The organism is Bacillus sp. z26 (assembly GCF_058313635.1).
This window is the reverse complement of the sequence record NZ_JBZFQM010000003.1, coordinates 360,164-374,717: the sequence shown is the minus strand read 5'-3', so window position 1 is coordinate 374,717 and position 14,554 is coordinate 360,164. Positions and strand designations below refer to the sequence as shown.

The window sequence follows — 14,554 nt, the reverse complement described above, 5'->3', positions numbered from 1 at the left end:
ACAATAATATAGAAGAATAGTAGGTTTCAACTTAGAAGATTTGACAAATGACATGTAATAAAAAAGCACCCAAAATATGGGTACTTGTACAAAGTCGTATAATAATAGGAATTCTACTAGTAAAGAAACATCTGCTGTTCAAGCCATACGTTCCGATAACAAATGAAAGGATTAGTGGTGAACGATTTTCATATTAAAAGTTATAATAACTGTATACAAACAATACCCTACAATGGTTCCTAATGTATTTAACAACACATCATCAATATCAGTTTGTCTGAGCGGCAGAAGTAACTGACACATTTCAATCCCGATAGAAAAACTCGAACCTACCATAATACATTGCGTAAATTTCTTCATTTTCTCGTATTTTAGTGGCAGTAAAAATCCAAAAGGAATGAATAAGACTATATTTCCAATAATATTATAAACCATTTCAAAAAATGGCTCTTTTCGTATCAGTTCGCTGATTACAACTAAAGGAACATAATTATTCTCAATAGGATCAGTAATACTTAGTGAGGCAGGGGGCGCTGGATACAATAAGGTCATTGTTATAATGAAAAGTACAGCAAACAAGAACAAGATATGTATGAGTATCTGATTAAGGACCGTATTTCGATCAATTGTATCTAACTCTTCTATATTCTTATTAGTAGTATAAGGCCTGAATTTTAACATCAATGATAATAAGGCTACTATAAAAGTTATGGCAGCCAGTAGCCTCAAAATAGTATAAGCATTCGTATAATCCATAATTTATCCCCTTAAACCTCTTTGTTCCAGTTACGACAAGCTGCATTTTCTAAGTTGAAGAAGATTTTCAAATGAACTCCAAATAAATAAATACAAAATGTTCATCTAGTACGCCAGCAAATAGATTATTCCATGAAGTGAAATAATCACTACTCTCTTAATTCAACTCTTAAATCCCAAATAATTTAAAGACCTCTTTACTCCAAATTTCGATTCCTTTTTCATTCGGAGCACTTTTATCCTCATTTAGGTACTTCATTAATTCAGGTTCATTCATATAATCAGGCCAAGCTTCCCAATGATTAATATAGGTAATTTTATTTTCGGCTGCATATTCCTTTAATGCTTCTACTTGTTTTGGATAGATAGTGGCATTTGGAATAGGGTGAGTGGGCATTAGAATAACGTAAAGATCTTCATTTATAGATTTCAATTCTTTAATGATTGTTGATATATTTTCATGATTATCTTCTACGGCAACTTCTCCATTATCAGCTAGGGTTAGGGCTTCGAGAATAAGAACGTCCGGCTTTGCATCTTGATAATCACTGATGATACCTTCCTGGATTAATTGAATGGATGTGCCTGTAAACTCTATGAATGATGTGGCCACATCCGGCGCGAGTGATTCCTGTAATTCCTGACTGATTGTTTTTCCTAATCCACTATCCTGATCTCCCAATGCTTCTGAGCCCGCAATCAAAATATTCGCTTTTTCATGCTTGCTGACAGCTTTTTCGAGTGCATTCTTAAGTCCTTTATCTTTAATATTCTCAGAAGGTGAGGAGACTTCCTTCTCTTTTTTGGACTCCGGTTGCTGTTTTTCGTTCTCCATTGCAACGGTTTGTTCAATCTGATTGCTCCAGTAGGTTTGTCCAAAAACTAAAACAATGATGGTGAATAGTGTAATTATAAACATCGTGACATATTTCATTGTGCTTCCTCCAGGTGATAAATAAGATTTTGACTGTATAGTTTTTATGAAAAAGGAGTCAATTTACATCCTCTTCGTAACACTTTTTAGGTAATACGAATAATAAAAAGAGGGATTAGAAAGTCTCAGATACAGTTTACCGCAGACTTCTACTTTTTTGAAGAGTCTGACATAAACTGATTTGGATACTATATACAAACCGTTTAGTAGATCTGGAAAATTACACACTCCTGTTTATGTATGTTCAATATAGCAAAGGGTTGTCCAGTATAATTGCTAAGATTGAGAGTTTACTAGTAATTTTAGATAAATACAAATAGAGAATATTTTTCCACTTTCTTTTCAACTAGTTTTATATTAATCTGAAAAAAGTGATTTTTCCACACTTAGAGGTTTTAACTATTGTTGATTGGTGGAAAATAGATTACATATTACATTTTATTAGAAAAAATTTAATAAAATTTCCATAAAACAGATGAATTTTTGTCGTTTTATTGTATAATGTTTAATATTATGTTAATCGGAGGATGAAATGGAAGAAACTATCAGCTTGAAGGATTTGTTTGAAACCTTAAAAAAACGTGCATGGTTCATCATTTTGATTACAGTTTTAGCAGTTTTGATAAGCGGAGTAACAAGCTTTTTTATTTTGACTCCAATCTATCAATCTTCTACACAGTTACTTGTTAATCAAGCGAAGAGTGAAGAAGCTGCATATAACTACAACGAGGTACAAACGAATCTGCAACTCATCGAAACATACAATGTCATTATGAAGAGCCCGGTTATACTGGATAAGGTCATTGAGGAACTCGATTTGAACCTATCCGCGAGCGAGCTCACAAATAAAATAACAGTAGCCAGCGAACAGGAATCTCAAGTAGTAAATGTATCTGTTACAGACGAGGATCCGCATATGGCTGCAAAAATAGCAAATACGACAGCGGAAATTTTCAAAGAAGAAATCGTCGATATTATGAATGTCGACAATGTCAGCATTCTTGCGAAGGCAACCGTTTCAGACAATGCATCACCGATTAAACCGCAGCCACTTCTTAATATCGCGATTGCGATGGTCGTCGGATTAATGATTGGTGTAGGGATTTCCTTTTTGATGGAGTATTTGGATAATACGATCAAAACCGAGCAGGATATCGAAAGAATTCTAGATATACCTATAATTGGTGTGATTGGCGTCATTGAAGAAAGCAATATGCAAATGGAAGCAAGGGCAAGAGCGAAGAGAACAGGAAGAGGTGAACAGCGTGGCGCGTAAGAATAAAAAACAGCTTGGGAACAGCAATCAACGGAAGCTTGTGACCTATTTGGAACCAAAATCACCGATTTCAGAACAATTCCGGACATTAAGGACGAATATCCAATTCTCCTTCATAGATGAAGAAATGCAAACGATTATGATTACATCATCAGGCCCAACAGAGGGGAAATCAACAACCGCTGCCAATATAGCCGTTGTATTCGCCCAGCAAGGAAAAAGGACGTTATTCATAGATTCTGACCTGCGTAAGCCTTCTTCGCATTATACGTTCTCCTTTACGAACAGCTTGGGATTAACAAGTGTTTTAACAAAACAAATAGAGTTTGAAAAGGCCTTGCAGATTGTTGAACCTTTAGGGTTGCATGTGCTGACAAGCGGACCACTGCCGCCAAACCCAGCTGAGTTATTGTCATCAAGAGCGATGGTAGAATTGATCAACAAGGCAAAGGAAGAGTTTGACGTCATTATTATTGATACGCCGCCGGTTACAGCTGTAACGGACGCGCAAATCATTGCAAATCTTTGCCAGGGAATCGTGCTGGTCGTGAGCAGCGGACGGACACAGGTCGAGGATGCGATCAAAACAAAAGAACTATTGTTGAATACTGGGGCTAAAATCCTGGGTGCTGTTCTCAATAACAAAAAAATGAAGGACAATACGTACTATTATTACGGTAAAAAATAGGTAAATTACTAGACTTTTCCACTAAAAGTAAGTAAGATAGATTCATTGATTGTAAAAAATACAGTGAGGGGTTGCGTGACAAAATGATTGACATACACAGTCACATCTTGCCAGGTTTGGATGATGGTGCACAGAGTTTAGAAGATTCGATGAATATGGCAAGGCTTGCTCTTAACGAAGGAATCGACACGATCATCGCAACCCCGCATCACAAAAATGGTGCATACGAAAATACGAGAACAAATTTAATACTCGAGGTTGAACGATTAAATGAACAATTGGAAAAAAGTCAAATTCCATTAACAGTCCTGCCCGGCCAGGAGGTCAGGGTGTATGGTGAATTGCTCGAGGATATGGAGCAAGGCTTTATCCAAACCGTAAACAATTCCTCTTATCTCTTAATTGAATTTCCTTCAAATCATATACCCAGGTACGCCCATACATTATTTTTTGAACTGCAGCAAAAAGGAATCAACCCAATTTTAGTTCATCCCGAACGGAACATGGCCATTGTGGAAAATCCAAATCTTCTCTATGACTTTGTTCAGAGAGGTGTCAGCACCCAGCTTACATGCGGCAGTATTGCCGGTAAGTTTGGCAAGAAAATCAAGAAAGTATCGATGGATTTACTAGCATCTAACTTAATCCATTTCGTCGCATCCGATGCACATAATGTCTCAACCAGACAATTTTGGATGAATCAAGCATTGGATGAATTAGAAAAACAGTTTGGGTTAGACCAAATCTATTATTTTGAAGAAAATGCAGAGTTACTCATTAGCGGGCAGACAATCATGAGAGAAATGCCGCAGCCAGTCAGACAGCGTAAGTTTTTAGGGCTTTTTTAATGATAGATCATGTAGGTGATGCCTCCTAACCTTTATCAAGGGAGGCACTCGACCATGCTGTGGGAGGTAGGAAAGCTTCCTTAGATGCAAGTAGTCATCAATAGGATGGTGTGAGGATGGGTTAGATGCCCATTTTTAATAATTTTAAAATTAAATGTCTTATTATTTTTTATATATTAAGTTGTGGGATTTATAGAAAAACTAGTTATATTACATAATTATTAAACTAACCTATATAAATGTCTAACATTTTATGGGTTAGTTTTGAAATTTGATAATTTATACCTATGAAATATATGTTTGATAAACCTTTAGAAGGAGGTTCACACTTGCAAAAAGTAAGAAAAGCCATTATACCAGCTGCTGGACTTGGAACGCGCTTCTTGCCGGCTACAAAGGCGATGCCGAAGGAAATGTTGCCAATCGTCGATAAGCCGACGATTCAATATATTGTAGAAGAAGCGATTGAATCAGGGATTGAGGATATCATTATCGTGACCGGTAAAGGAAAGAGATCCATCGAGGACCATTTCGATCATGCGTATGATTTAGAGAATAACTTGATGGAAAAGGGTAAGTTCGATCTTCTCGAAAAAGTACAAGCTCCTTCCAAGGTCGATATCCATTATATTCGCCAAAAAGAACCAAAAGGATTAGGCCATGCCATTTGGTGTGCACGTAATTTTATTGGCAACGAACCATTCGCTGTTTTACTTGGTGATGATATTGTCCAGGCAGACAAGCCATGCCTACGTCAGTTAATGGATGAATATGATAAAACATTTTCTTCTATTATAGGGGTACAGCATGTACCGATGGAAGAAACCAATCGATACGGAATCATTGATCCTATTGAGCAAAACGGACGCCGCTATCAGGTGAAGAGCTTTGTGGAAAAGCCAGAAAAGGGGACCGCGCCATCTGATTTAGCGATCATGGGGAGATATATTTTACGACCAGAAATCTTCACATTCCTTGGTGAGCAAAACATAGGGGCTGGCGGAGAGATTCAGCTGACAGATGCTATCCAGAAATTAAACGAAATTCAACGTGTATTTGCCTATGATTTTGATGGGAAACGCTATGATGTTGGGGAAAAATTAGGCTTTATTGAAACATCGATTGAATTTGCACTTCAGGATGCTTCCTTGCGGAATGACTTATTACGCTTCATGGAAGAGAAATTAAATATCATAAAAAAATAAACTATTTGGAGATAGACCGGGCATGTGCCGGTCTTTTTTAGAGGAGAGGGTAGAACGTGACTTACCGAAAAAGGTTAACTACATTAATATTAGTAGACTCCATTATCGTATTAACAGCTATTTATTGCAGTTACCTGGTCCTCCATCCATATTTGGATATTTTCAAAAAAGAAACCTTATTAATCACCTCTCTGGCGCTATTGATCAGCCATCATGTGTATGCATTTATTTATAAACTTTATAACAAGGCATGGGAATATGCGAGTATAAGAGAGTTAATTGCGATTGTCAAAGCTGTTACATTCACGATCCTAACAACGGCTGTCATTCAATTGATTATTTTTCAAGATGTGTATATACGGGCATTGGGGATTACCTGGATGCTCCATATTCTGCTGATTGGCGGATCACGATTCTCTTGGAGAGTATTCAGAGACCATTATATAGATACAAAAGATTCTGCAAAAAAGCGTACCTTAATTATTGGGGCTGGTGCAGCTGGAACAATGGTCGCGAGGCAGCTGCTTCACAAGGCGGATTCTGATTTAGTACCTGTCGCCTTTATTGATGATGATCCCTATAAACAAAGGCTCGAATACCATGGATTACCAGTGGTTGGTGATACGGCTTTTATCCCCATGGCTGTTGCTTTACATGAAGTTGAAGTAATCATCATTGCGATTCCGTCCCTATCAAAGGGTGAGATCAAACGTATTTATGAGGAATGCTCGAAAACGATGGCAAAGGTACAAATCATGCCAATGATTGAAGAAATCATGTCAGGTAATGTTTCCGTTACACAATTTAGAGATGTAGAGGTTGAGGATTTATTGGGCCGTGAACCAATCAAACTTAACTTAGACAGTATCTCAGAATATGTGGAAGGAAAAACCGTGTTGGTTACCGGTGCCGGTGGATCGATTGGGTCTGAAATATGCCGTCAAATATGCAAGTTTACTCCAGGTAAACTTCTTTTACTGGGGCATGGAGAAAATAGTATTTATTTAATTGACATGGAACTACGGAATCAGTACGGAGATTCGATTGAAATTATTCCAATTATTGCAGACATCCAGGATCGAAACAGGATTTTTGAAATAATGGATCAATACAAGCCGGATGCGGTCTATCATGCGGCGGCACATAAACATGTGCCAATGATGGAATATAACCCAAGAGAAGCCGTGAAAAACAATGTATTTGGCACTCGGAATGTCGCAGAAGCAGCGGATACATTTGGTGTTGGAACATTTGTAATGATATCAACGGACAAGGCAGTAAACCCTCCTAATGTTATGGGGGCAACGAAGCGTTTTGCTGAAATGATTATTCAGAACTTGGCGAAGGAAAGTAAGACGAAGTTTGTGGCAGTACGGTTTGGAAATGTGTTAGGTAGTCGCGGCAGTGTTATTCCATTGTTTAAGAAACAGATTCAAGCTGGTGGTCCGATAACGGTTACACACCCAGATATTACGAGATACTTTATGACGATTCCGGAGGCTTCAAGGCTTGTAATACAGGCTGGAGCATTAGCGCGTGGGGGAGAAATATTTGTCTTGGATATGGGAGAACCAGTTAAAATTGTTGATCTGGCTAAAAATCTGATCACTCTTTCAGGTTATGCGGTTGATGAGATTGGAATACAATTCTCTGGGCTAAGGCCAGGTGAGAAGATGTATGAAGAGCTACTTAATGAGAATGAGGTTCAAAAAGATCAGGTGTTCCCTAAGATCTTTATTGGGAAAGCTCAGCCGATGGAGAAAGGTGAGCTTTATGATGTGATTGAAACTCTTCTCGATAAGAATTCGTTTGAGATGAAAGAAACGCTTGTTGGGATTGCTAATACAAAGTTTAGTAAGAAGCAGTCGTTAGTGATTGGTGGTTAAGGATTAATTGACAAGAGATCAATCAATTGGGAATTAATTGCAGAGTATAATCTTATTACTATATTTGAGAATTCTATTGTGATTGTATCGAAAATTCTAGTGCTATTTGTGAAAAAATCACGATCTTGGAAAATACTTATTTCTGTATATGTGAGCAACTATAAGTTGAAATTCAGGTAGATGGAAAAAAATTCGTAGATTACTAAAATATAGCTTAATAATGGAAGGAAGTCTGAAGGTGGAATCAACAAAAATGAAAGAAAGATTATTTCTATCTTCACCACATATGAGTGATGAAGGATATGAAATGCAATATGTTAAAGAAGCTTTTGATACAAATTGGATTGCGCCACTTGGAGAAAATGTAAATGGTTTCGAAAAAGAACTTGCTGAAAAAGTTGGTTCAAAAGCTGCAGCTGCCCTTTCATCAGGAACTGCTGCTATTCATTTGGCTCTTAAAGCAGCAGGTGTTGGGAAAGGAGATATTGTTTTTTGCCCATCACTTACATTCTCAGCTACTGCTAATCCAATAATCTATCAGAATGCAATCCCAGTTTTTATCGATAGTGATTATGAAACTTGGAATATGAGTCCGGATGCATTGGAAGAAGCATTTATAAAGTATCCTAAAGTTAAAGCTGTGATCGTTGTTCATTTATATGGTTTGTCTGCTGATATGGATAAGATTATGAAGATCTGTAAGAAACATGATGTAGTAGTCATAGAAGATGCTGCAGAGTCTTTAGGTACTTACTATAAAGGGAAGCATACAGGAACATTTGGAGATTATGGTGTCTTCTCTTTTAATGGGAATAAGATTATTACAACATCTGGTGGCGGGATGCTAGTTTCAGACAACAAAGAAAGTATTGCGAAGGCTAGATTTTGGGCTACTCAATCAAGAGATCAAGCAAGACATTATCAGCATAGCGAATTAGGCTTTAATTATCGTATGAGCAATGTTGTTGCTGGAATTGGTAGAGGACAGCTTAAGGTTTTAGATCAAAGAGTTGAGAAGAAACGATATATATTTGAATTTTATAAGAGGGAATTAAGTGGTCTTGAAGGATGTGAATTCATGCCGAGTAACGATTGGAATGAACCCAACTATTGGTTGAGTTCAATGATTTTAACTGGTTCGGTTAGACCAATTGATGTTATGGATACATTGGAAAAGGAAAATATCGAATCAAGGCCAGTTTGGAAACCGATGCATATGCAACCGTTCTTTGAGAAGTATGATTTTGTTGGGACAGATGTTTCAGAGAAACTTTTTGAAAATGGTGTTTGTTTGCCATCTGATACGAAGATGACGGACGAAGATTTAGAGAGAATTTGTAGAATAATTAAAGGGTTGTGGAATAAATAATGAGACCCTTAAACTTGATAATTAAGCGCACCATTGATTTATTAGGAAGTTTACTTGGAATAGTTATCATTTCTCCAATTCTGATATTTATAGCGGTTTTCATAAAAATAACTTCGAAAGGCCCTGTATTTTTTAAACAAAAAAGATTAGGTAAGAATGGTAAGGTTTTTGAAATAATTAAATTTAGAACGATGATTGTAAATGCTGAAAAAATCGGGGATGGTTTAACTGTTAAAGATAAAAATGACAACCGAATAACCAAAATCGGTAAATTTCTAAGAGCAACTAGTCTTGATGAACTTCCACAATTATTTAATGTAGTCATGGGTCATATGAGTCTTGTAGGACCGCGTCCACCAGTCACCTATTTCCCATATAATGGGTTGGAAAACTATCCGGATTGGGCAAAAAAAAGGTTTTACATGCGGCCGGGAGTGACGGGCTTGACACAAGTAACTGTTAGAAATTCCGTTAGTTGGGATGAACGGATTGTTATAGATAATAAGTATATAGATTCTTTTAATATATGGTTAGATATTAATATTTTATTTAAAACACTAACCAAAATGTTTAAAACGGAAAATATTTATATGGATACGAAACGAAACGCTATAAACAAATCTAAATAAATCATTTATATGGATTAAAGAGGCGGATAATATGATTAAAGGTGACAAAGTATATCTACGGCCAATACTCAAGAAAGATATAACCTTCTTAAATGAGTGGAAAAATGATGAAGAAACCTATCAGTACTTAGGTGGAGGCTATATGCCAACATCCATAGACCACCAGGAAAAATGGATGGATTCTTTAGTGGATACAACTGGTAATAATAAACGGTTTATCATTTGTGATTATGAAAAAACACCTGTTGGAATGATTGGTTTATATGATATACATTGGATTAATCGTACATGTGAAATTGGAGTTTATATTGGAAATAAAAATGTTAAGGGTAAGGGATTCGGAAAAGAAGCATGCAATCTAATTGAACAGTTTGCAAAAGAGTACTTGAATATACGGAAAATAAAGTTGAATGTTGTATATGAAAATGATGTTGCTATTAACTTCTGGGAGTCTTTGGGTTTTTTAAAGATAGGTGTCTTTAAAGATGAACGTTTTATAAAGGGAAGCTACAAAGATTTGGTATTAATGGAGAAATTCATTTAATGATCAATCTGGATAAACAAACAAGTGTAATGCAATTAATTATGGAGGCCTCAATTAATGGGTAACGATTTAAATATACTTATTTTAAGCTGTGGAACAAGAAATAAAATAGTACAGTATTTTAAAAAGGAATTAAAAGGTAAAGGGTTGGTAATAGCAACAGATTGTAGTGAATTAGCCCCAGCCTTGTATGAGGCTGATAAACATTTTATTGTTCCAAGAATGGATGATGAGGAATACTTAAGTGTTATTCTCTCTATTTGTAAAGAAAATAATATTAAAGCTGTTTTATCTTTAATAGATCCAGAGTTAAGTCTACTTGCGAAACACAAACAAGAGTTTTTAGATTTAGGTACTATTCCGATTGTTTCAGAATTTAAGGTAGTCGAATTGTGTTTCGATAAATATAAAATGTATGAGTTCTTGATCGATAATGGTTTTAGTACTATAAGGAGTTATGTTGATAAAGAGAAATTTTATAGAGATGTAGAAGATGGGGTCATTAATTATCCAGTGTTTGTTAAGCCTGTAAAAGGTAGTGCAAGTATAAATATTAGCAAGGTGAATTCTAAAGAAGAAATAGAACAATTATTTAGTCGATTCAACAATTTGATGATTCAAGAGTTTATGGATGGAGTAGAGTATGGCGCAGATGTTTATATAGATATGATTTCTGAAGAACCGGTAGCAATATTTACAAAAGAAAAGATTAAGATGAGAGCTGGAGAAACTGATAAATCAGTTTCAACTAAAGATGAGAGAATTTATGAAATGATAAAGGAATTTGTCGATAAGGCTAAATTTAAAGGTGTTATTGATATTGATATCTTTAAAGTAGAGGGAGAATATTATATTTCAGAGGTCAACCCTAGATTTGGTGGAGGGTACCCACATGCTTACGAGAGTAAAGTCAATATACCAGAGATGATTATTAATAATATAAATGGTAAGGAAAATAAAGAAAGAGTTGGCCAGTATGAACCGGGAATTTGTATGATGAAATTTAATGAGGTAAAGATATTAAAAAAATAAACTACCACGCACTGATGTTTTAGTAAGGGTGAAAAAATGAATATATTATTTTTGTCAATTGGTAGATTGAATAATATTGAGGATAAAGGTTTATATACAGATTTATTAAGGCAATTTAGAGATCATGGTCATAATGTTTATGTTGTTAGTCCTAGAGAAAAAAAATTTCAAAAACCAACTGAATATATCAGTGAAAACGGTGTAAATTTTCTGAGGGTTAAAATTGGTAATATAACCAAAACAAATCTCTTGGAAAAAGGTATTTCAACTTTAATGATAGAAGGATTATTTTTAAATGCTATCAAGAAATATATGAAAAATATAAAGTTTGATTTAGTAATTTATTCAACTCCTCCGATAACTTTTGAAAAAGTAATTAGTTACGTGAAACAGAGAGATAATGCTAAAACTTATCTTTTGTTAAAGGATATCTTTCCTCAAAATGCAGTGGATTTAAATATGTTTAGCAAATCTAGCTTGTTTTATAAGTATTTTAGATTGAAAGAAAAAAGACTATACGGTCAGTCAGATTTTATTGGCTGCATGTCGCAGGCAAATGTTGACTTTGTTTTGAAGCATAATCCAAATATATTAAATAATACTATAGAGATTTGCCCTAATAGTATAGAGCCTATAAATATTATAAAAGATAGAAATAAAATAAGAATGATAAGAGAAAAGTACAAAATCCCATTTGATAAAACAGTCTTTATATATGGTGGAAACCTAGGTAAACCGCAGGGGATTGACTTTTTAATTGATTGTTTAAATGCTAATAGTGAAAATGAGCAAGTATACTTCGTTATTGCTGGTTCAGGTACAGAATTTAAGAAACTTAAGGATTATTTTGCTAATAAGAAACCTATAAATGCACAATTACTTGAACAATTACCAAAGGATGATTACGATATCCTAGCAAACTCATGTGATGTAGGTTTGATTTTCCTAGATAAACGTTTCACGATACCAAATTTTCCATCCAGGTTACTATCTTATATGCAGGCCTCGATGCCTGTGTTAGCGGCAACTGATGTAAACACTGATATTGGCAAGGTAATTGAACAAGGAAAATTTGGTTATTGGTGTGAGAGTAGTAATGTAAAAGACTTTAATGAAAAAGTAGAAATATTTTGTGATAAGCAAATGAGGAAACAAATGGGTGCAAATGCAAGGAATTATTTGGAAGAAAACTATACAGTTGAGCATGCTTATAAGATAATCATGCGCCATTTTAATTAAATTATAGAGGGGTTAAAATATGTTTAAAGATAAAACTTTACTTATAACAGGCGGAACAGGTTCTTTTGGTCATGCGGTAATGAAAAGATTTTTAGATACGGATATTAAAGAAATTCGTATTTTTTCCAGAGATGAAAAAAAACAAGATGATATGCGAAAACTCTATAAAAATGACAAACTTAAATTTTATATAGGTGATGTAAGAGACTTAGCAAGTGTTAAAAATGCTATGTATGGAGTGGACTATATTTTTCATGCAGCTGCACTTAAACAGGTACCATCATGTGAATTTTTTCCTATGGAAGCGGTAAAAACGAATATTATCGGAACTGATAATGTGGTAACAGCAGCAATTGAATGTGGTGTCAAAAAGGTTATATGCCTATCTACTGATAAAGCAGCTTACCCAATAAATGCAATGGGAATTTCAAAGGCAATGATGGAAAAAGTATTTGTGGCAAAAGCAAAAACGGTTAATCCAGAGCAAACATTAATATGTGGAACACGGTATGGAAATGTAATGGCTTCACGTGGTTCGGTTATTCCATTATTTATAGAGCAAATTAAAAATGGACAACCCCTGACTATAACAGATCCTTCCATGACTCGTTTCTTAATGAGTTTAGAAGAAGCAGTTGAACTGGTTATCTTTGCCTTTCAAAATGCTCAGGCTGGAGATATTATGGTTCAAAAATCTCCAGCATCAACAATCGGGGACTTAGCACAAGCACTCAAAGAATTATTCGAAGTAGATAACGAGATAAAAGTAATTGGAACAAGACATGGTGAAAAATCATTTGAGACATTACTGACTCGTGAAGAAAAAGTCGTTTCTACAGATATGGGAGGATATTATAGAGTTCCCGCTGATAACCGTGATCTAAACTACGATAAGTATTTTGTTGAAGGAGATCATCAGCTTTCAACTGAAGATGAATACAATTCAAATAATACTGAACGTCTATCTATAGAACAGATTAAGATGAAATTAATGCAATTGGAGTATGTTCGTAAGGAGATAGAGAAATGGCAAGCGCGATGAATATACTAGTAACTGGTGCTAAAGGTTTTATTGGCAAAAATTTAGTCATCGAGTTAAAAAATCGTGGATACGCAAATATTTTTGAAGTAGATCGTCATACTGATGTACAAGTATTCGAGGCATACTGCGAAAAAGCAGATTTTGTCTTCCATTTAGCTGGAGTCAATCGGCCGACAGATATTTCGGAATTTAGAGAAGGGAATTATGGTTTTACATCTACTCTATTAGAAATGCTGAAAAAATATCAAAATACTTGTCCAGTTATGATGTCATCATCTACTCAAGCTAGTTTATCTAATCCTTATGGTGAAAGTAAAAAAGCTGGCGAAGATTTGTTGTTTGATTATGCAAAAGAAACCGGAACAGAAGTGAAGATTTATCGTTTTCCGAATGTTTTCGGAAAATGGTGTAGACCCAATTATAATAGTGCTATTGCGACGTTTTGTTACAATATTTCCCGTGATTTACCTATTACCGTTAACAACCCAAAAGTAGAGTTAGAATTAGTTTATATTGATGATGTAGTAGAAGAGTTGATTTATGCAATAACAGAGGGAACAAAGAATGGTCAATTCTATGAAGTTCCAGTGAAGCATAAAGAATTACTAGGCACCATAGTTCATTTAATTCAATCATTTAAACGTAGTAGAGATGAACGTTTAGTTCCTGATTTAAGTAATGCGTTTATAAAAAAATTGTATAGTACGTATCTAAGTTACTTACCCGAAGAACAGTTTGCCTATCCTTTACAGATGAATATTGATGATCGAGGATCTTTTACAGAATTTATTAAAACTCCAGATCGAGGACAGGTTTCAATTAATATATCTAAACCTGGAATAACTAAGGGAAACCACTGGCACCATACTAAAAATGAGAAATTCCTTGTGGTAAGTGGAGAAGGTGTTATTCGCTTTAGAAAAATTGATACTGATGAAGTTATAGAGTATTTTGTTAATGGAAACAAATTAGAAGTGATTGATATTCCAGTGGGATATACGCATAACATTGAAAATTTAGGAACAACAGATATGGTAACCGTGATGTGGGCAAATGAATTGTTTGACCCTGAACATCCGGATACATATTATGTGGAGGTTTAAAAT

General features: G+C 35.1%; 14 protein-coding genes. 12 read left to right on the top strand and 2 right to left on the bottom strand.

Annotation, left to right across the window (positions count from 1 at the left end; all coding sequences use genetic code 11):
• Nucleotides 1-171: 171 nt before the first annotated feature.
• Both AC4G3K_RS12100 and AC4G3K_RS12095 read right to left on the bottom strand, forming a co-directional pair.
• Nucleotides 172-756, bottom strand: coding sequence for a VanZ family protein (locus AC4G3K_RS12100; protein WP_491133449.1), 585 nt, complete (start codon nucleotides 754-756; stop codon nucleotides 172-174).
• Between the two features lie 169 nt (nucleotides 757-925).
• Entirely contained in the window at nucleotides 926-1,690 is a 765-nt protein-coding gene (locus AC4G3K_RS12095; protein ID WP_491133448.1) for an SGNH/GDSL hydrolase family protein, read from the bottom strand.
• A 532-nt stretch (nucleotides 1,691-2,222) separates the two neighbouring features.
• Between AC4G3K_RS12095 and AC4G3K_RS12090 the strand changes: the two genes are divergently transcribed.
• From AC4G3K_RS12090 to AC4G3K_RS12035, 12 genes are all read left to right on the top strand, one after another.
• Complete coding sequence (locus AC4G3K_RS12090; protein WP_491133447.1) at nucleotides 2,223-2,966, top strand: YveK family protein; 744 nt, start codon at nucleotides 2,223-2,225, stop codon at nucleotides 2,964-2,966.
• Nucleotides 2,956-3,654, top strand: a complete 699-nt coding sequence (locus tag AC4G3K_RS12085) for a CpsD/CapB family tyrosine-protein kinase (protein WP_491133446.1) — start codon at nucleotides 2,956-2,958, stop codon at nucleotides 3,652-3,654. Before AC4G3K_RS12090 ends, AC4G3K_RS12085 begins: the two co-directional genes overlap by 11 nt.
• Before the next feature lie 83 nt (nucleotides 3,655-3,737).
• Nucleotides 3,738-4,502 (top strand): tyrosine-protein phosphatase, encoded by a 765-nt coding sequence (locus AC4G3K_RS12080; RefSeq protein ID WP_491133445.1) that lies wholly within the window; start codon nucleotides 3,738-3,740, stop codon nucleotides 4,500-4,502.
• Between the two features lie 329 nt (nucleotides 4,503-4,831).
• Nucleotides 4,832-5,707, top strand: a complete 876-nt coding sequence (gene galU / locus AC4G3K_RS12075; RefSeq protein ID WP_491133444.1) for a UTP--glucose-1-phosphate uridylyltransferase GalU — start codon at nucleotides 4,832-4,834, stop codon at nucleotides 5,705-5,707.
• Between the two features lie 56 nt (nucleotides 5,708-5,763).
• Nucleotides 5,764-7,593, top strand: coding sequence for a polysaccharide biosynthesis protein (locus AC4G3K_RS12070; RefSeq protein WP_491133443.1), 1,830 nt, complete (start codon nucleotides 5,764-5,766; stop codon nucleotides 7,591-7,593).
• Nucleotides 7,594-7,846: 253 nt separating this feature from the next.
• Nucleotides 7,847-8,962: a DegT/DnrJ/EryC1/StrS family aminotransferase gene (locus tag AC4G3K_RS12065; protein ID WP_491133585.1), complete on the top strand. Its 1,116-nt coding sequence runs from the start codon at nucleotides 7,847-7,849 to the stop codon at nucleotides 8,960-8,962.
• Nucleotides 8,963-8,976: 14 nt separating this feature from the next.
• On the top strand, nucleotides 8,977-9,591 hold the full coding sequence (locus AC4G3K_RS12060) for a sugar transferase (protein ID WP_491133442.1): 615 nt from the start codon (nucleotides 8,977-8,979) through the stop codon (nucleotides 9,589-9,591).
• Between the two features lie 31 nt (nucleotides 9,592-9,622).
• Nucleotides 9,623-10,135: a GNAT family N-acetyltransferase gene (locus AC4G3K_RS12055; RefSeq protein WP_491133441.1), complete on the top strand. Its 513-nt coding sequence runs from the start codon at nucleotides 9,623-9,625 to the stop codon at nucleotides 10,133-10,135.
• A gap of 57 nt (nucleotides 10,136-10,192) precedes the next feature.
• Nucleotides 10,193-11,167 (top strand): ATP-grasp domain-containing protein, encoded by a 975-nt coding sequence (locus AC4G3K_RS12050; protein ID WP_491133440.1) that lies wholly within the window; start codon nucleotides 10,193-10,195, stop codon nucleotides 11,165-11,167.
• A gap of 36 nt (nucleotides 11,168-11,203) precedes the next feature.
• On the top strand, nucleotides 11,204-12,406 hold the full coding sequence (locus AC4G3K_RS12045; RefSeq protein WP_491133439.1) for a glycosyltransferase family 4 protein: 1,203 nt from the start codon (nucleotides 11,204-11,206) through the stop codon (nucleotides 12,404-12,406).
• A 19-nt stretch (nucleotides 12,407-12,425) separates the two neighbouring features.
• Nucleotides 12,426-13,448 (top strand): polysaccharide biosynthesis protein, encoded by a 1,023-nt coding sequence (locus AC4G3K_RS12040; protein ID WP_491133438.1) that lies wholly within the window; start codon nucleotides 12,426-12,428, stop codon nucleotides 13,446-13,448.
• The gene (locus AC4G3K_RS12035; protein ID WP_491133584.1) at nucleotides 13,445-14,551 is read left to right on the top strand and encodes a capsular polysaccharide biosynthesis protein CapF; all 1,107 of its coding nucleotides are present in this window, start codon (nucleotides 13,445-13,447) and stop codon (nucleotides 14,549-14,551) included. The genes AC4G3K_RS12040 and AC4G3K_RS12035 overlap by 4 nt, the downstream gene beginning before the upstream one ends.
• The last annotated feature ends 3 nt before the right edge of the window (nucleotides 14,552-14,554 follow it).